Raw genomic sequence first — 18,529 nt, forward strand, 5'->3', positions numbered from 1 at the left:
GTGGCCTTCCCAACTCCTCGTCGGCTGCGGGTCGTCAACGGTCGTACTCCTGCTGCGACATGGCCTCCCGGCTGCGCACCCACTCGTGCCGGGCGGCCAGGCTGTACAGGCCGAAGTGGACGAAGAGCCCGAAGCGTGCAGCCTCGAACCAACCGGTGTGGACAGGGAATTCAGTGGAAGCATCGGTCACTGACGGCTCCTGGCACATTGACATCACTAATCGATTGGCTGTTATCTACCATCGATAGGCGATGATGTCACTGGCGTTGCGTGCGACGAGCACGCGGAGAGGCAAGTGCATGCACCCGATTGGGGATCAGGAAGCGCCGACGGCGGGGGCGACCCGCATCAAGGGGGCGGAGGAGACACGTACCTATGAGTCGATGCGAGCGCCGGTCCACACCTCGGCCTACGTACGACCCACCTCGCAGATGGTGGAAGCGCTCAAGGACGTGAGCGCCGCGACAGCGTGTGCGAAGCTGCATCAGATGGGCATCACCCGGACGTTCATCGACGGACCCGTGCCGCTGCACCGCGAGCCGGACGTCAAGATCACCGGCGGCGCGGTGACACTGGAGTTCCTGCCGCAGCGCGAGGACGTCTTCAACGGCGCGGAGCAGGAGGACATCGAGCGCAAGACCCCGCTGTGGGGTGTCCTCGAATCCATCCGGCCCGGTGACGTGCTCGTCGTGTCGGCCCGTGGCAGCCACTTCACCGGCTGCCTCGGCGACATGCTTGTGCGCTACTTCAAGCTGCGCGGCGGTGCCGGGATCGTGGTGGACGGACGGATACGGGACGCGGCCCGGGTCCGTGCGCTCGGCGTGCCCATCTGGTGCACCGGCGTCACCCCGCACTACGCCTCGCAGACCGAGCTGTTCCCGTCCGCGTTCAATGTGCCCGTCGGCGTCGGCGGCGCTCTGGTGACGCCCGGTGACCTGATCCTCGCCGACGAGGACGGCGCCGTCGTCGTACCGCAGCGGAACGCGATCCCGCTGGCCGAGGACTCCCTGCTGCACCAGGACCGCGAGGAGTTCGCCCGCCGCCGCCTCGACGAGGGCGGACGGCTCTCCGACTACTACCCGCTCACCGGCGAGGGCCTGACCGAGTACCTGGCCGGCCGCCCGGCTGCCACCTGAGCCGCGGCGGGGCCACTCGCCACCACACGCGATTCCGGAGGCGGGCGGTGCTCTCCCCCGCGGGCCGGCGCGGCAGGTCCGGGGGGCGTGGCAGAACAGGCCGGCGCATCCGGCCTGTTCGCGCCCCCTGCGTCCCGTGAAGGGGCCGGTCCCGCACGGTCGTCGCCGGATCCGAGTCCTGCGCGCCGGGCCGTGCGGGATGTGCGAGGCTTCGGCCGTGAGGCACTCCGCAACAGCCGCCGTTCTCCGCACGGCCGACCTGGCCGCATCCCACCGCTAGTGTGTGATGGATGTGAACTGCACGGCCGGCAGCGCCTGCAATCGAGACTGAAGTGGTAGGTGCCATGAGCGACATGTGGACCGGCGAGAAGGTACGCCTGCGAGGTGTCGAGCCCGAGGACTGGGAGGGCTTTCGGGACCTGGCCCGGAACACCCTCGATGTCCGCAACGCCGACCTGGTCGACCCGCCGCGCTCCGCCGAGAGCTTCCGTTCCTGGACTGCGGAGCGGGCCGGGCGTCCGCCGGGAGGCGAAGCATTCCGCCTGGTGGTGGAGGCGCTGGCCGACCACGCGTTCGCAGGGGCCGTCACAGTCGGTGAGACCGACAGCCGTGCGGGTCGGTTCAGGACGGGTGTCGTGATCGCCCGCGAGCACCGCCGCATGGGCTACGCGGCCGAGGCGACCGAACTCGTCCTCACCTACATGTTCGCCGAACAGCGCTACAACAAGTGCGAGGTGGAGGTCTACGCCTTCAACGAGGCCTCGCTCGCCCTCTATTACAGGCTCGGCTTCGTCGAGGAGGGGCGGCTGCGCCAGCACGAATTCTTCGCCGGCGGCCACCACGACGTCGTGCTGCTCGGTATCACCGCCGATGAACACTGGGCCACCCACCGGCGACCGTCGGTGCGGTGAGTGCCGTGCTGGGCAACATCGCGCACATTCCGTTCCATGAGCGGCGGGCCACACCTCTCCCGTTCCGTCGTCGTGGCCCGCTCGCGAAGCGCAACCCGCGACCGGTCTCCCTCCTGGCCGACCGGCCGCGGGCGGTGCTCGCGCCCGTTCGGACACCCTGTCACGGTCGGCGCGGAGACCGCGGCACCCGGCGCGGCAGCCGTCGTCGAGGCCCACCGTGACGCCGCCCGCTGCCTGGACGTACTGGTCGCGCTGGACCGTGCCGGCGAGGGCGCCTGCCGCGACGACCTCGGCATCCACGGCATCCTTCTGGGCCCGGCGGGCCGCGAGGAACTGGACCGAACGGCGCCGCGAACGGCCCGGTCACCCATGTCACTTCGGAGGGCTGCCTCCTGCCGTATGAGGGGCGTTCGTCGACGCGCGCACTCGGCGAGGGTGTCCCGGTGGCCGGGGGAGAGCAGGGAGAGGCGGGTGGAGATCTGGGGGACCGCGTGCAGAGCGCCGTGGACGTGCCGGGCGACGGTCTCGGGTGTCGCGTCCGGGTCCCACATCAGCATGTCGGAGTGCACGACGCCGCCCGGGGCGAGCAGCGCGACATCCAGGGTCCGCACGCGGTTGGCGACGGGGTCGGCCGGACAGTCCGACGCACGCAGGGCGTTGGCGAATGTGGTCATGGCCGGTCCGGTGTAGGGCTGGCGCAGTTCCAGGACCACGTCGTCCCCGCGCAGGGAGCGCAGGTCGTCGCGCAGCCGGGTCAGAAGCTCGGCCAGGGCCTGCCCGACGTCGGCGATGTAGCCCGGCTCCCGCGCACTGCACGGCGGGGTGTCCGCGTAGGCCATCACCTCGTCCAGGAAGTCGAGCTTGAGTCCGTCGAGATGGTTCTCCTCGACGAGTGTGCGACAGGTGGTGACGACGTGGTCGCGTACGTCGCGGTGGCGCGGATCGAGGACATGACAGTCCAGATGCGGGACGTACCGAGGTGCGCGCCCCGCCCACGCACGGTGGGCGTCCGAGCGGTTCCCGAGGAGCAGCGGTGCGATCCACATGATGTGGCGCAGGCCCAGGCCCTGGATCTTCCTGACATGGCCGGGCAGGTCGGGGAACTCGGCGGGATCGGGCAGCCAGTCGCCGCAGCCCGCGTAGCCGCGGCCGGTGCCGTGCAGTTGCCACCCGTCGTCGAGAAAGAGCTGGCCGCAGCCGAGTTCGGCCGCGAGAGCGGCCTCCGCCTCGACATCGGCCGCGTTCACGTCCTGAGTGAAGGCGTACCACGTCGAGTACACCGGTGTACGGGCGAAGTCCGGCACCGGCAGCAGGCGTACGGCCGAAAGCTCCGTCAGCCAGTCCCGCAGCTCCCGCAGCGCCGCCGCCACGGTGACGCCGGGGGTGGCGAGGCGTACGAGGCAGCTCTCGCCCGGCGCCAGCGGGAAGCGCAGCCATACGCCGAAGCGCTTGTGCTCCTCGGACACCCCGAAGCGGATCAGACTCTGCCCCACGACGCGGTCGGCGGCGAACGCCAGCAGGCTCTGCCCCGCCGCGTCGTACAGGCATCCGGCCGGTGCGGAGCGGATGAGCGACAGGGGCCGCCAGGCCGACCAGTCGGCGGGCAGCGTCCGCTCCCACCCCGCGTCGGGGTGCCAGAAGCCCGTGGCGTCGCCGAGCGGGACATCGAGGCGGACGGTGACCTGGACCGCCGTGCCCGCCGTGACGTGCACGAGGGACGACTGCCCCGGGGCCGTCCCCCTGGCCGCGCCGACAGCGCCGCCGGAGGCACGGACGCTGACCGTCACACCGTCGATGCGGAGCGCGGAGGGATCCTGCCACCACTGGTCGTCGTCGAAGGGCGACGCCGTGACGGGCTCGGCCGCGGCGGGTGGGGAAGGGGCGGTGTTCACGGAAGTCCTCCGGTCGGATCAGGGGGTGAAGGGGGTGCCGTCCAAGGTCCAGTGGGAGTCGGGGGTGATGCCGAGGGCGGTGTAGACATGGGCGGCGACGTCGGAGTGGTGGAGGGCCGACGGGGCCTTGCCCGCGGGCAGACCGGGACCGCACGCGGCGACCCAGGCCGTTCGCTCCTGCGGGCTGCGTCCCCCGTGGCCTCCTTCGTCGCGATGGCCGTGGTCCGTCACCACGATGATCGTCCACTGCTCCGCCGCGTCGCCGGACCGTTGCCGTACGGAGGTGAGGAGCCGCCCGAGCCGCCGGTCCGCGGCCTCGATGGAACGGCGGTACTCCTGGCCGCAGCCGAGGAAGTGGGCGGTCTCGTCGACGGCGCCCAGGTAGACGAATCCGGCGTGCAGTTCCTCGTCCAGGCCGAGAAGGTGTTCCGCCTCGGCGGTCACCCTGTCGTCCACTTCCTCCCATGCTTCGGGGGTGTCCGCGCGCGGGGCGACGTAACCGAGCCGGGTGGGGGCGACGAAGAGCGGGCCACCCTGCTGCGCGAGGAAGAGCGGTGCCCAGCCTCCGACGGCGAAGGTCCGCTTTCCGCAGTCGGCGGCGAGGCGGGTCGTGAAGTCGGGGAAGACGTCCAGACGGTTGCCGTCGAAGCGGTTGGCCCACACCCCGTGCTTGGTGACGCCGACGCCGGTGACGATGGTGGTCCAGCAGGGGCCGGACATCGTCGGTGTCCCGGGATCCACCTCCACAGGAGCCAGGAATCCCGCGCGGGCGATCCCGTCGAGGTGGGGGGTGTCGAGTTCGGGGAGCAGGTCGAGGCGTACGCCGTCGATGCCGACCACCAGTACGCGGGCGGTGTCCTGGGCGGTGTCCATGGGCGGATCCAGAGGTTTCGTGGGTGGGCGAGGGAATCAGGCGTCGCGGGGCGCGACGCTCAGGGGCCGACGCGGCGGAGCCGGATCAGGCTGCTGGCGTAGTCGCCGACGGGAAGTCGCGGGTCGATGCCCTGGTGGACCAGGACGGCGCCGCCGTACTCCCGGTTCAGGTCCGGATCCAGGTAGCGGGCCTCGGGGTCGAGCGCGGGCAGTCGCACCGGGGCGGGCCGGTGACCGAAGCGGGTGCTGGGGCGGCAGACGAGTACCACGTGCTCGCTGTCGTCGGGCGCCGCGTAGTGCACGGCGGTCACCGATCCGCCCGACGCGACGCGGTGCTGGATTCCCCGCTGCACGAGCGGACGGATCTGCTTGTACTGGGCGACGAGCTCGGCGGCCTCTTCGAGTTCCTCGTCGGACCAGGACGCCAGGTCTCCGCCCAGCCCCAACGCCCCGGCCATGGCGACGTGGAAGCGGAAACGCAGGGGGGTGCGCCGGCCGGTGGCGGGGTTGGGGCTGTCGGTGACCCACGCGGCCATGGCCTGGGCGGGGAAGAGTTGAGAGAAGCCGTGGTGGATGCCGATCCGGTCGACCGGGTCGGTGTTGTCCGAGGTCCAGGCCTGGTCGGTGCGGGCCATCATGCCGAGGTCTACGCGCCCGCCGCCGCCCGCGCAGGCCTCGATGCGCAGACCGGGGTGGGCGACACGGAGCCGGTCCATGATCCGGTGGACGGCCCGGGTGTGATCGATCCACAAGCGGTCGGGGTCGGGGCAGCCGTCCCAACCCGCCTCGGTGAAAGCTCGGTTGGCATCCCACTTGAGCCAGTCGACGTCGTGGTCGCGCACCAGGCGGTCGAGCGTCTCCTGGGCCCAGGCCTCGACCTCGGGCCGGGCGAAGTTCAGTACCAGTTGGTTGCGGAGCTCGGTCGCGTCGAGGTGGGGGGAGTGGACGACCCAGTCGGGATGGGCGCGGTACAACTCGCTGTCGCGGTTGACCATTTCCGGTTCCACCCACAGCCCGAACTCCATGCCGAGGCGGTGCACCTCGTCGGCGAGCGGACGCAGTCCGCGGGGGAAGGCCTCGGGGCGGGGAGTCCAGTCGCCGAGCCCGGACCGGTCGTCGTGGCGGGTGCCGAACCAGCCGTCGTCCAGAACGAAGAGCTCCGCACCGAGCCGGGCGGCCAGGTGTGCAAGGCGGATCTGGCCGGCTTCGGTGACGTCGAATCCGGTGGCCTCCCACGAGTTGTAGAGGACCGGCCGGTCCCGGTCGGGCTCCGGCAGTACGTGTCGGCGTATGTAGTCGTGCCAGGCGCGGCCGGCCGCACCGAAGCCGTGCGGGGTGTAGAGGCCGGCGTACACCGGTGTGCGAAGGCTCTCGCCCGGCCGCAGAGTCCAACTGAGGCCCTCGTGACCGAATCCACCGGTCCAGGTGGTGCGGCCGACCGGATCGCGATGGACCGTGACACGCCAACTCCCGCTCCAGGCGAGCGCGGTGCTCCACACCTCGCCCCGCTCCTCGCTCGCGCTGCCGTCATCGAGCGCCAGCCAGGGACTCGCGTGGTGGCCGGTGAGTCCCCGACGGCTCGTCAGTACGGTCTCGGCAACGGGGAGCCGGTCGCGCTGGAGCTGGAACTCGCTGTTCCAGCCGCCCACCAGATGGCTGAGCCGGTAGTCGGAAAGCGCCGGAGCGGTCCAGGAGGCCGAGTCCAGCCGGTTCACGGTGACCGGATCGGGCGGGCCGTCCGCGGTTCCGGTGTGGGTCAGTTCCGTCCAGCGCTCGACGACGTCGGTGCCGGGCCGGACGCGGTAGCACAGCTCGGCCCGCAGGGGGCGGTGCCGGTCGTCGAGGCGCAGCCGGAGCTCGCCGCCGTCGACGGTGTGTCCGGAGAAGCGCCACTGGGCGCCGCGGGTGCCGTCGGCGAAGCGGACCTGCAGGCCGGCCGGTCCGAAGCGCGCGCCGGTCTGCGGTGCGAGTTCGTCGGCGGCGGCGTCCGCCTCGAAGCTGCTTGCGGCGGGGGAGACCGGGTCCGGCAGCGCGGCCAGGGAGTCGGTGTCGAGTCGTGCGCCCCAATACAGGTGCCGGGGGCTGCCATCGGGGGCGACGCGGACGGCGTACACGCTGTTCGGGGTGGACAGGACCGCGAGGCCGAGGTCGGGATCGAAGGTGACGAGCGGGAGCGTGGCTAGCACGGATGGGTCCCCTGACATGCGGAGAAGAACGGGGTCGTGTCCAGGGCGGCGTGGGGCACGGCCGACGCCGCGATCCGGTGCCATGGACAGGCACGGAGGCGGCCCCGAGCGTAGGACGGCACCAACTCATAAATCAATACTGGAAGAAGTTATTTATTTGCTCTACGTTGCTCCCGTGTTTCGACATCGCTCCCAGCCTTCCCGGCCTCTGGTCAGTGCGCCCGCCGAGACCGCGGTCCTCTCCCTGCTCCTCGCGGAGGGACCGCTCAGCAGGGTGGAACTGGCCCGGCGGACAGGGCTCTCCTCGACGGCCGTCACCAAGGCGGCCAGGCCGCTCATCGACGACGGCTACCTGTACGAACTCCCGCCGGAGCGCACCGCACCCGGTGCCGGCCGGCCGGTCAACCCGCTCGCGGTCGCTCCCGACCGGGAGTACTTCGTCGGACTGAAGATCAGCGTCGACCAGGTCTTCGGCGCCGTCTGCGATCTGCGGGCCGGCATCCGGGCCACGGCCGGCCGGCCGCTCGACGTGTGCACGCCCGAGGCCGTCGCCGGACTGGTCGCCGAGCTGGTCGACGAACTCCTCGACGCCGACCCCGCGTTCCGGGACCGTACGCGCCACCTCGGCGTCGCGGTCAACGGCGACGTGGACCGCGACAGCGGACGGCTCCGTCACTCCGGACTGCTCGGCTGGCGTGATGTGCCACTCGCCGAGCTGCTCGCCGCATCCACCGGCCTGGCGGTCACCGTCGAGAATGACGTCAGGGCCCTGACCGTCGCCGAGCACTGGTTCGGCGAAGGCATCGGAACCGGCTACTTCGCGCTGGTCACCATCGGCGCGGGCATCGGCTCCGCCCTCGTCGTCAACGGGCACCTCCTCCGAGGGGCCTACGGCGTCGCCGGCGAGGTCGGACACATCTGCGTCGACCCGGCCGGACCGCGCTGCCGCTGCGGCGCGCGTGGCTGCGTCGAAGCGATCGCCTCGACCGATGTGATCCTCGCGACGGTCCGTGACGCCGCCGCGAACCCGCGCCTCACGTTCGACGAGGTCGTCGAGATGGCCCGCGAGGGTCGTCCCGAAGCCCGCGAGGCCTTCGCCCGGGCCGGACAGGCCATCGGGGTCGGCATCGCCGCCCTGGTCAACCTCGTGGGCCCGGAGCGGGTCGTCGTCAGCGGTGAAGGGGTCGACGCCTATGATCTGTTCAGCCGTCACATCCAGGAGGCGTACGCCGCACACGCCTTCGGAGCGGCGTCCCGGTGCCCCCTGTCACTGCGCCCGCTGCCTTGGGAGGAGTGGGCCCGCGGTGGCGCGGCCGTGGCCATCCAGGCCCTCTTCCCCCAGCCCGCGGCCACCCCCACGATCGGCGCCGGCTGACCGAGGGTCACCCCCCCTCGCCCCGCAGCCTTGCGTACGACTCCCTGGCCGTCGCCCTCCACTGCCGGCAAGCACGGACGAAGGCGCCGACCAGGGAGCACATCCGCCCCGTACACACACCCTCACAAAAGGAAATGCGACATGAGCGCACGCAGAGCCGAGCTTAGCCGACGCGGATTCCTCACCGGATCGCTGCTCGTCGCCGCCGGAACGGTCCTGACGACCGCCTGCAGCACCGACCCGACCGGTGGCTCCGCCTCCGGAGCGAAGACCACCCTCAACGTCTGGTACCACGCCTACGGCGAGGCCGGTACCCAGCAGGCGGTGCTCCGCTACGCCAAGGCCTTCACCAAGGCCAACCCGGACATAGCCGTCAAGGTGACCTGGGTCCCCGGCGACTACGCGGGCAAGCTCAACGCGACCCTGCTGACCGATTCGGCCCCCGATGTCTTCGAGATCGGCGACTTCAGCGAGAGGTTCGTCCGCGGCGGCCAGATCGCCGCCCTCGACGACGTGTACGGCAGTGCCAAGAGCGACTTCAACGCCAACGCCATCAGTTCGGTCACCGTCGACGGCAAGCTCTACGGCGTCAAGATGATCGACGACGTCATCATGCTCTACTACCGCAAGAGCGTCCTGTCCAAGGCCGGGATCACGCCGCCCACGACCTTGGACGGCCTCATCGCCGCGGCGAAGGCCCTGTCCACCAAGAAGAACAAAGGCCTGTTCGTCGGTAACGACGGTATCGGCGACTCCCCGAGCAACGCCGTCTGGTCCAACGGCGGCGACCTCGTGACCCCCGAAGGCAAGGTGGCGTTCGGATCGGCCCAGGCGCTGGAGGCGATCACCGCCCTGAAGGGGCTGCACGACGACAAGTCGCTGCTGCTCGGCTTCACCACCGACTGGTGGGACCCCGCCGCCTTCACTCAGGGCGTCGTGCCGATGCAGTGGTGCGGCCTGTGGGCGATGCCCGCCGTCCAGTCCGCGCTCGGCGACGACTTCGGCGTCCTGCCGTGGCCCGCCTTCAAGGCCGGCGGCACTCCCGTCGTCCGCGTCGGCGGGTGGACCAGCTGCGTCAATGCCAAGGGCAAGAACGTGGCCGCGGCGAAGAAGTTCGCCCAGTGGCTGTGGGTCGAACAGTCCGACCTGCAGCGGGACTTCGCCGAGAGCTACGGCTTCCACGTGCCGCCGCGCACCTCCGTGGCGGCGTCCGCGAAGAAGCTGTCCACCGGCGCCGCCAAGGAGACCGTGGAACTGGCGGCGAAGTACGGGAAGCACAACCCGGGCACCTGGGACACCGCGGTGAGCAGCACCTTCAACGCGGCCGCAATGAAGATCGTCGGCGGAAAGGGCGATCCGGCCGCGCTGCTCGCCGACGCGGTGAAGAAGGCCCAGCGCGAGATCGACAAGCAGCTCGGCCGGTGAAACCGATGAACTCGGCGACCGACACCACTGTGCAGCCCGAGCCCGCAGGGCGCCCCGCGGTCACCCCGCGGGGCGCCGCCCGCACCGGCCGGTCCGGCCCCGGCCGGCCTCGCGTCGGCCGGTCCGGCTGGATCGCGTTCGTGCTGCTCACCGCGCCGATGCTCATCGGGCTCGGCATCTTCAAGTACGTTGCGATCGGCTGGAGTTTCCTGCTCAGCCTCAGCGACGCGCGCGGCACCATCTCCCTCGGCCACTGGGTCGGACTCGACAACTACCAGACCCTCCTGTCCGACCAGACATTCCGCGACTCGCTGCTCAACATCCTGCTGTTCACCGCCTTCATCGTGCCGGTCACCTTCGCTGCCTCCTTCGGGCTCGCCCTGCTGGTGCACCGGATCCGGCGCGGCCGGGCCCTGCTGCGCACCACCTTCCTCATCCCGACGGCCGTCTCGTACGTCGCCGCGTCACTGCTGTGGAAGATGTGCCTGTTCAACGGCCTGCCGACGGGCATCGCGAACATGATCGGCGGATGGTTCGGGGCGGAACCGGTGCCCTGGTTGCAGTCCACCTCGCCACCGCTCTACTGGATCGTCCTCGTCACGCTGCGCCTCTGGCTCCAGGTCGGGTTCTACATGGTGCTCTTCCTCGCCGGGCTGCAGGCCATTCCCAAGGAGCTCTACGAGGCCGCCGCGCTCGACGGTGCGTCGGGCCGGCGGCTCCTGACGGGGATCACGCTGCCGATGCTGCGCAACACGTCTGTCGCCGTGCTGATGCTGCTGTTCATCGCCGCCTTCCAGGCCTTCGACGAGTTCTACAACCTGTTCAACAGCGGGCTCTCCGGAACTGGAACGGCCCCCGTACAGACGCCGCTGGTCCACCTCTACAACACCGCCATGGGCAGCCAGAACTACGGCCTCGGCTCGGCCGGAGCCTTCGTGCTCACCGCCCTCATTGTCGGAGTGACCCTGATTCAGGGACGGTTCACCGGATTCGGCAGGAGCGGAGAATGAGAAGCGCATGATCACCCTGCCCGGACTGCCCCGATCCGCGCGCATCCTCGCCCGCGGCCTCCTCGTCGGCGTCCTCACCGCGGCCTTCCTGGCGCCCTTCTACCTGATGCTCCGCAACTCCCTCATGGACTCGCAGGGCCTCACGGCGCCGGAGTGGACGTGGTGGCCCTCGACGATGCACTTCGAGAACTTCACCGCCCTGTTCGACGACCCCTCGGTCTCCATGGGCCCGGCCCTCGGCAACTCGCTGCTCATCGCCGCCATCACCGCACCGGTCTCCACGCTCCTCGCCTCCGCGGCCGGCTACGCTCTCGCCCGGATTCCGGTCCCGGGACGCGGTGTGGTGCTCGCCCTGGTGGTGGCCACGCTGATGATCCCCGGCTCGGTCACCTTCGTACCGACGTTCGTCGTCGTCGGCTCCATGGGCGGCGTCAACACCTTGTGGGGCATCATCGTGCCCGGCCTCTTCAATCCGTTCGCGGTCCTGCTGTTCCGCAACTTCTACCTCCAGTTCCCGAGCGAGATCGAAGACGCCGGACGAATCGACGGCCTCGGCTGGCTCGGCCTGTACCGCCGGATCGCCCTGCCGAGCTCAGGAGCGATGCTGGCCTCGCTCGGGGCGCTGTCCTTCATCGACAGCTGGAACTCCTTCCTGTGGCCACTGGTCATCGGCCAGGACCCGTCCGCCTGGACCGCGCAGATCGCGCTGTCCACCTTCCTCACCTCGCAGACCATCAACCTGCCCGGCCTCTTCGCCGGCGCCGTCGTCACCATCACGCCCCTGGTCGTCATGTTCCTCATCGCCCAGCGCTACATCGTCGAGGGCATCGCCACCAGCGGCCTCAAGGGCTGATCCACCGCACCACGCCGTTCCACACCACGCACAAGGCAGGCACTCGTCCCCCACCCGCAAGGAGCTTCCCCGTGACACCTCGCATCACCCTGCTCCGACGCGCGACCGCGGCCCTCGCCACGTCGTCCGCGCTTCTCCTCTGCACCCTCACCCCCTCCGCCGCCGCGGCGGACACAGGGACGGCACCGCAGCCCCCGGCTCTCACCGGCGCACAGCTCGCCGCCTCATGGACCGCCCCGCTGTCCACCCGGGACCGGTACGTCGTCGACGCCGACGGCGACCGGTTCAAGCTCAAGTCCGGCAACTGGGCCGGCGCCCAGGGCACCTGGCAGGGCAGCGGCGACGTCAACGACGTGGCGAACCACCAGGCGAGGCAGATGTCGCACAACATCCCGCTCGGCCTCGACCGGAAGCCGATGGCCCAGATCCTGGCCGACTTCCACGCCCTGGGCCTGAACAGCATCCGGCTCCCCTTCGCCAACGCACTCATCCACGACACGAGCGCCGTCCCGGACTCGGCCGTCGCCGCCAACCCGCAGCTCAAGGGCAAGACCCCGTTGCAGGTGCTCGACGCCGTCGTCGGAGCCCTGACCGCGGACGGTTTCGCCGTCATCCTCAACAACCACACCACCAGCTACCGTTTCTGCTGCGGCCTGGACGGCAACGAGCGCTGGAACAGCGGCCAGTCGACCCAGCAGTGGATCGACGACTGGGTGTTCCTGGCGAAGCGCTACCAGAACGACAAGCGGGTCGTCGGAGCCGATCTGCGCAACGAGGTCCGCCGCGACACCTGGAACGACGCGAACTGGGGCTGGGGCGACGACCACGACCTCAACAAGGCCCTGGAAGAAGCCGGCAACAAGATCCTTCAGGCCAACCCGGACATGCTCGTCATCATGGAGGGCATCAACTGGCAGGGCATCCCGACCGACGTGACCCCCCACAGCCGCCCGACACTCACACCGGTCGCCACCCTGTCCAACACCCTGATCCGCTCCGACAAACTCGTCTACGCGGCCCACTTCTACGGCTACACCGGCCCGAACCACACCGGCGCCACCGGAACGGGCGAGACGCACGACCCGCGCTACGAGGAACTCACCCCCGCACAGCTCGCCCAGGTTGTCGACGACCAGGCCCTGTTCGTCACCCGGTCCGGCCAGCACTTCACCGCACCCGTGTGGATCAGCGAGTTCGGCGCCGCCGGCCGCGGCGACATCGACGCCAAGGAACGTGCCTGGTTCGCCAACTTCACCGACATCCTGGTGAAGAACGACACCGACTTCGCCATCTGGCCTCTGGTCGGCTGGACCGACACGAACGGCACACCGCAGGACAACTGGGCCATGGTCAACTACAGTGCGAACGGCACACGAATCGGTGTCATGGACGCCGGTGACTGGCGCGCCACCGACTGGAACAAACTCGTCAACGCCGCCGGCAAGACCGGCCGGATCGCCCCGGCACCCCGCTGGAACATGCTCAACCTGGACTACGCCGACTACAACGTCTCCGCCACCATGCTGGCAAAGCCGGACTGGTCCCCCGGCAACCGCAAGGCCAACTGCCCGGACAGCCAGCGGCTCGTCGGGCTCGGCCGCAGCGACAGCCGAGGACTGTGCACCGACGCCGGCCAGCCGACGAAGGGGAACGGAGCCTGGACCGTCGTCACCGACGAGCGACACGTCACCAGCGACTGGGCGAGCGGCTACAACAAGCTCCAGTGCCCCGACAACACCTTCGTGGTCGGCCACAGCGTGCGCAACAACGCCATGACAGCCCTCCTGTGCGCCCCCGCAACCGACTCCCTGCCCACCACCGGCCGCGCGGTCTGGTTCGACGGCGGTGACAACCGCCCCGCCACCGGAGGCTCGACCGGCAGCGACTGGGCCCCGGGCTACTACAAGGGCCAGTGCGCCGACAACGAGTACCTCGCAGGCGTCGCCTACACGTGGAAGTGGAACCACGGAGGCGTTCCCGACGCTCTGCTCTGCCGCCCGCTCGCCTGATCATCCCTTCCGCACCCACACCTAGGAGCACCCCAGCATGCCCCGACTGGAGATCGCCGAGCACGGATTCCGTCTCGACGACCACCCGTTCCGCATCATCTCGGGCGGACTGCACTACTTCCGCATCCACCCGGAGCAGTGGGCCGATCGGCTCCACAAGGCGAGGCTGCTGGGACTCAACACGGTCGAGACCTACGTCCCCTGGAACCTCCACGCCCCCCGGCCCGGTGAATTCCGGCTGGACGGAGGTCTCGACCTGCCCCGCTTCCTCGACCTCGCCGCCGCGGAGGGCCTGCACGTCCTCCTCCGCCCCGGCCCGTACATCTGCGCCGAATGGGAGGGCGGCGGCCTGCCCTCGTGGCTGCTCGCCGAGGACGGCATCGAGTTGCGCAGCCGCGACCCCCGCTTCCTCGCAGCCGTCGACGGCTATCTCGCCGCCCTCCTCCCGCCGCTGAAGCCGTACCTGTCCTCCGCCGGCGGGCCGGTCATCGCGGTGCAGCTGGAGAACGAGTACGGGGCCTACGGTGACGACTCCGGCTACCTCACGGACCTCGCCGGCCTGCTGCGCGCCCACGGCGTCGACGTCCCCCTCTTCACCTGCGACCAGCCCGCCGACCTCGCCCGCGGCGGCCTGGACGGCGTGCTGCGCACCGTGAACTTCGGCAGCCGCGTCGAGGCGGGCCTCGACCAGCTGCGCCGGATACAGCCGACCGGGCCCCTGATGTGCTCGGAGTTCTGGATCGGCTGGTTCGACCGCTGGGGCGGCGTCCACACCACCCGCGACGCCGCGGACGCGGCGGCCGACCTCGACCGCCTGCTCGCCGCCGGTGCCTCCGTCAACATCTACATGTTCCACGGCGGCACCAACTTCGGATTCACCAACGGAGCCAACGACAAGGGCACCTACCGCCCCACGGCCACCTCCTACGACTACGACGCCCTCCTCGACGAAGCCGGCGACCCCACCCCCAAGTACGAGGCATTCCGCCAGGTCATCGCCCGGCACGCTCTCGTCCCCGACGAGCCCCGCCCCGCTCCCGGCCCGAAGCTCGCCCCCACCCTCGTGGAACTCGACCACTGCGCAGGTCTGTTCGACCAGGCCCACCTGTTCGGGCGGGCGGTCCGCGCCGACCACCCGCTCACCATGGAACAGCTCGGCCAGCCCTTCGGCTTCGTGCTGTACGAGACGGATTTGCCGACCGCGGGGCCGGCCGTGCTGCGTGTGGGTGAGGTCCGTGACCGGGCCCAGGTCTTCGTCGACGGGCAGCCCGTCGGCGTACTGGAACGGGAGAACCACGAACACGCCCTCGCCTTCGTCTCGCCCAGGAGCGGCGCTCGGCTCGCGGTCCTGGTGGAGAACCAGGGCCGGGTCAACTACGGACCCGGCATCCACGACCGCAAGGGCCTGCTCGGCCAGGTCACCGTCAACGGCGCGGAACTCGTGGACTGGAACAGCAGCCCGCTGCCGCTGGACAGCCTTGACGCCCTCACCCTCACCCCTGCCGCGCCCCTCGTCGGCCCGGCCTTCCACCGCGGCTTCTTCGAACTCGGCAGGCCCGCCGACGGATACCTCGCCCTGGACGGCTGGACCAAGGGGCACGCCTGGATCAACGGCTTTCCGCTGGGCCGCTACTGGTCCCGGGGCCCGCAGACCACCCTGTACGTGCCCGCGCCGGCGCTGCGTCCCGGCCGCAACGAGATCACCGTCCTCGAACTCCACGCCACCGCGTCCCGCACCGTAGAGCTGCGGGACCGGCCCGACCTCGGCCCCGCCCAGGACTGACAACCGCCCGGAGCAGCCCATGCACAGCAAGCGACACCTGATCGAGCAGCGCCTGAAGCGGGTGCTCACGGAGCGGATCCGACCGTCCGTGCACGCCCGGACCGTCCCGCTCCAGGTCGGGATCTGGAACGCCCCGGGCGAGCCGGTGCCGGTCGCCGCCGGCCTGGCCGCGCCGTACCGGCCGGTCCAGGTCGGGCACCGCTGGGGGCCGGCCTGGTCGACCAGCTGGTTCAAGATCACCGGCAGGGTTCCCGAGGAGTGGGCCGGGCAGCGGGTCGAGGCCGTCCTCGACCTCGGCTTCAACGTCACGGGCGCCGGCTTCTCCGCCGAGGGCCTGATCCACCGGCCTGACGGGACCGTGCTCAAAGCGCTCAATCCCCGCAACGGCTGGGTGCCGATCGCCGACCCGGCACGAGGGGGTGAGGAGTTCACGTACTACATCGAGGCCGCCGCCAACCCGGCCCTCTGCGACAGCCACATGCCGACCTCCCTCGGAGGCCTGCCCTCATGGACGACCGGGAGCGGGCACGCCGGTGACACGCTGTACCAGCTGCTCCGTCTGGACCTCGCCGTCTTCGACGCCGAGGTCTGGGAACTCGCCCAGGACCTGGACGTGCTCGGTGAGCTGATGCACGCGCTCCCCGAGGCCGACCCCCGGCGCTGGCAGCTCCTGCAGACGATCGACCGGGCCCTGGACGCCGTCGACCTCCAGTCCGTCTCCACCAGTGCGCCCGCCGCCCGCGAGATCCTCCGTCCGGCCCTGTCGGCCCCGGCCGCCCCCAGCGCCCACCGCATCTCCGCCGTCGGACACGCCCACATCGACACCGCCTGGCTGTGGCCGCTGCGCGAGGCCGTCCGCAAGGTCGCCCGCACGGTCTCCAACGTCACCCACCTCATGGGCGACCACCCGGACTTCCGCTTCGCCATGTCCCAGGCCCAGCAGCTGGCCTGGCTGAAGGAGAAGCGCCCCGAGGTGTACGCCCGCGTCCAGGAGAAGGCGCGGAACGGTCAGTTCCTGCCGGTCGGCAGCCTGTGGGTGGAGCCCGACACCAACATCACCGGCGGCGAGGCCTTCGCGCGGCAACTGATCCACGGCAAGCGGTTCTACGCCGAGGAATTCGGTGTCGAGACCCAGGAGATGTGGCTGCCCGACACCTTCGGCTACAACGCGGCCATGCCGCAGCTGATGAAACTGGCCGGTGTGCGCTGGTTCCTCACTCAGAAGATCTCCTGGAACACCACCAACAAGTTCCCGCACCACACGTTCCGCTGGGAGGGCATCGACGGCACCCGCATCTTCAGCCACTTCCCGCCCGTCGACACGTACAACGCCGAACTCACCGGTGCCGAACTCGCCCACGCCGTCAGCAACTTCCAGGACAAGGGCGCGGCCGGCAGCTCACTCCTCCCGTTCGGATACGGCGACGGCGGCGGCGGCCCCACCCGCGAGATGCTGGCCCGTGCCGCGCGCCTGAGCAGCCTGGAGGGTTCGCCCCGGGTGGTCATCGAGCCTCCTGCGGAATTCTTCACCCGCGCCGAGGCCGAATACCCCGACGCCCCGGTGTGGGTGGGAGAGCTGTACCTGGAATTCCACCGCGGAACGCTCACCAGCCAGCTGCGCACCAAGCAGGGCAACCGGCGCAGCGAACACCTGCTGCGCGAGGCCGAACTCTGGTCGGCCACAGCGACGGTGTGCGCGGGCGTCCCCTACCCGTACGATGCGCTCGACCGGCTGTGGAAGACCGTGCTGCTGCACCAGTTCCACGACATCCTGCCCGGATCCTCCATCGCATGGGTGCACCGAGAGGCCGAGCAGACCTACACCGAGGTCCTCGGCGAGCTGGACGGGATCGTCTCCTCGGCCCAGCGTGCGCTGGCCGGCGAGGGGGAGCGGACCGTCGTCTTCAACTCCGCACCGCATGCCCGCGGCGGCCTCCCCGCCCTCGGCGCGACCGTCCGCACCACGCCCGTCCAACCCGCGGTCGGGCCGGTGCGGTCCGGGAACGGCTTCGTCCTCGACAACAACCTCGTGAAGATCGAGATCGACGCCCGCGGTCTGATCACCTCGGCGATCGACCTGACGGCCGACCGTGAGGCCCTCGCCCCGGGCGCCGCGGCCAACCTTCTCCAGCTGCACCAGGACTTCCCCAACGAGTACGACGCCTGGGACATCGACGAGTTCTACCGCAACACCGTCCAGGACCTCACCGAGGCCGACGTCCTGCGCGCCGAGCCCGAAGGCGTCCGGATCGTCAGAACCTTCGGCGACTCCCGGATCGAGCAGTTCCTGTCGCTGCGCCAGGGCTCCCGGCGGCTCGACATCGAGACCGAGATCGACTGGCGCGAGAAGGAGAAGCTCCTCAAGGCCGCGTTCCCGCTCGATCTGCGCGCCGACCACTCCAGCGCCGAGATCCCCTTCGGACACGTCAAACGCCCCACCCACACCAACACCAGCTGGGACGCGGCCAAGTTCGAGATCTGTGCCCACCGCTACCTGCACGTGGGCGAGAACGACTGGGGCGCCGCCCTGGTCAACGATTCGACGTACGGCCACGACGTCACCCGCGATGTACGCCAGGACGGCGACACGACCACGACCGTACGCCTCTCCCTGCTGCGCGCCCCCCGCTTCCCCGACCCCGACGCCGACCAGGGAAGACACCGCCTGCGCTACGGCCTCGTCCTGGGCGCCGACATCGCCGACGCGGTACGCGAGGGGTACGCCTTCAACCTCCCGGAGCGCTCCGTCCCCGGGGCGGCGGAGGTGGCCCCCCTCGTCACCACGGACAACGAGGCCGTCGTCATCGAGGCCGTCAAGCTCGCCGACGACCGCTCCGGCGACCTCGTCGTCCGGCTCTACGAAGCCCACGGCGGACGTGCCCGGACCGCGCTGACCATTGCCGTCCCGTGGGACGCCGTGACCGGGACGGACCTCCTCGAACGCCCCCTGGACGGATCCGAACCCACCCGGCCCGGCACGCCGCAGAGCAGGTCGATTCACCTCGCGCTGCGCCCGTTCGAGATCCGCACCCTCCGGATCGGGATCCGGGCCCGTACCTGACGGACGCACGACCGA

General features: G+C 70.4%; 12 protein-coding genes and 1 pseudogene. 9 read left to right on the plus strand and 4 right to left on the minus strand.

All coding sequences use genetic code 11. The features are described from left to right. Positions 1 to 34: 34 nt before the first annotated feature. Entirely contained in the window at positions 35 to 190 is a 156-nt protein-coding gene (locus tag IE107_RS15675; protein WP_308434229.1) for an alpha-L-fucosidase, read from the minus strand. 109 nt (positions 191 to 299) lie between these two features. Here IE107_RS15675 and IE107_RS15680 point away from each other — a divergent pair, with 109 nt between their 5' ends. Together IE107_RS15680 and IE107_RS15685 are read left to right on the plus strand one after the other, a co-directional pair. After that, positions 300 to 1,136, plus strand: a complete 837-nt coding sequence (locus tag IE107_RS15680) for an RraA family protein (RefSeq protein WP_229866964.1) — start codon at positions 300 to 302, stop codon at positions 1,134 to 1,136. Positions 1,137 to 1,480: 344 nt separating this feature from the next. Continuing rightward, entirely contained in the window at positions 1,481 to 2,047 is a 567-nt protein-coding gene (locus tag IE107_RS15685; protein ID WP_189544373.1) for a GNAT family N-acetyltransferase, read from the plus strand. A gap of 854 nt (positions 2,048 to 2,901) precedes the next feature. Here the strand turns inward: IE107_RS15685 and IE107_RS35920 are convergent. The 3 genes and pseudogenes from IE107_RS35920 to IE107_RS15695 form a co-directional block, all read right to left on the minus strand. Next, positions 2,902 to 3,939 (minus strand): annotated as a pseudogene (locus IE107_RS35920) (alpha-galactosidase); the annotation flags it as partial. Positions 3,940 to 3,957: 18 nt separating this feature from the next. Beyond that, a complete protein-coding gene (locus tag IE107_RS15690) occupies positions 3,958 to 4,812 on the minus strand; it encodes an alkaline phosphatase family protein (RefSeq protein WP_189544374.1) in 855 nt (284 codons plus the stop codon). Positions 4,813 to 4,871: 59 nt separating this feature from the next. Continuing rightward, complete coding sequence (locus IE107_RS15695) at positions 4,872 to 6,998, minus strand: alpha-galactosidase (protein ID WP_229866965.1); 2,127 nt, start codon at positions 6,996 to 6,998, stop codon at positions 4,872 to 4,874. Between the two features lie 175 nt (positions 6,999 to 7,173). Between IE107_RS15695 and IE107_RS15700 the strand changes: the two genes are divergently transcribed. The 7 genes from IE107_RS15700 (at position 7,174) to IE107_RS15730 (ending at position 18,514) form a co-directional block, all read left to right on the plus strand. Beyond that, positions 7,174 to 8,373, plus strand: coding sequence for an ROK family transcriptional regulator (locus IE107_RS15700; RefSeq protein WP_229866966.1), 1,200 nt, complete (start codon positions 7,174 to 7,176; stop codon positions 8,371 to 8,373). Between the two features lie 141 nt (positions 8,374 to 8,514). Continuing rightward, on the plus strand, positions 8,515 to 9,798 hold the full coding sequence (locus IE107_RS15705; protein WP_189544377.1) for an ABC transporter substrate-binding protein: 1,284 nt from the start codon (positions 8,515 to 8,517) through the stop codon (positions 9,796 to 9,798). A gap of 5 nt (positions 9,799 to 9,803) precedes the next feature. Then, the gene (locus IE107_RS15710; RefSeq protein ID WP_189544378.1) at positions 9,804 to 10,808 is read left to right on the plus strand and encodes a carbohydrate ABC transporter permease; all 1,005 of its coding nucleotides are present in this window, start codon (positions 9,804 to 9,806) and stop codon (positions 10,806 to 10,808) included. Between the two features lie 7 nt (positions 10,809 to 10,815). Next, positions 10,816 to 11,661, plus strand: a complete 846-nt coding sequence (locus IE107_RS15715; RefSeq protein WP_189544379.1) for a carbohydrate ABC transporter permease — start codon at positions 10,816 to 10,818, stop codon at positions 11,659 to 11,661. A 71-nt stretch (positions 11,662 to 11,732) separates the two neighbouring features. After that, entirely contained in the window at positions 11,733 to 13,670 is a 1,938-nt protein-coding gene (locus IE107_RS15720) for a glycoside hydrolase family 5 protein (RefSeq protein ID WP_229866967.1), read from the plus strand. A 37-nt stretch (positions 13,671 to 13,707) separates the two neighbouring features. After that, a complete protein-coding gene (locus tag IE107_RS15725; RefSeq protein ID WP_189544380.1) occupies positions 13,708 to 15,453 on the plus strand; it encodes a glycoside hydrolase family 35 protein in 1,746 nt (581 codons plus the stop codon). Positions 15,454 to 15,472: 19 nt separating this feature from the next. Beyond that, the gene (locus tag IE107_RS15730) at positions 15,473 to 18,514 is read left to right on the plus strand and encodes an alpha-mannosidase (RefSeq protein ID WP_189544381.1); all 3,042 of its coding nucleotides are present in this window, start codon (positions 15,473 to 15,475) and stop codon (positions 18,512 to 18,514) included. The last annotated feature ends 15 nt before the right edge of the window (positions 18,515 to 18,529 follow it).

The organism is Streptomyces gelaticus, from assembly GCF_014649535.1.
Taxonomy (GTDB): domain Bacteria; phylum Actinomycetota; class Actinomycetes; order Streptomycetales; family Streptomycetaceae; genus Streptomyces; species Streptomyces gelaticus.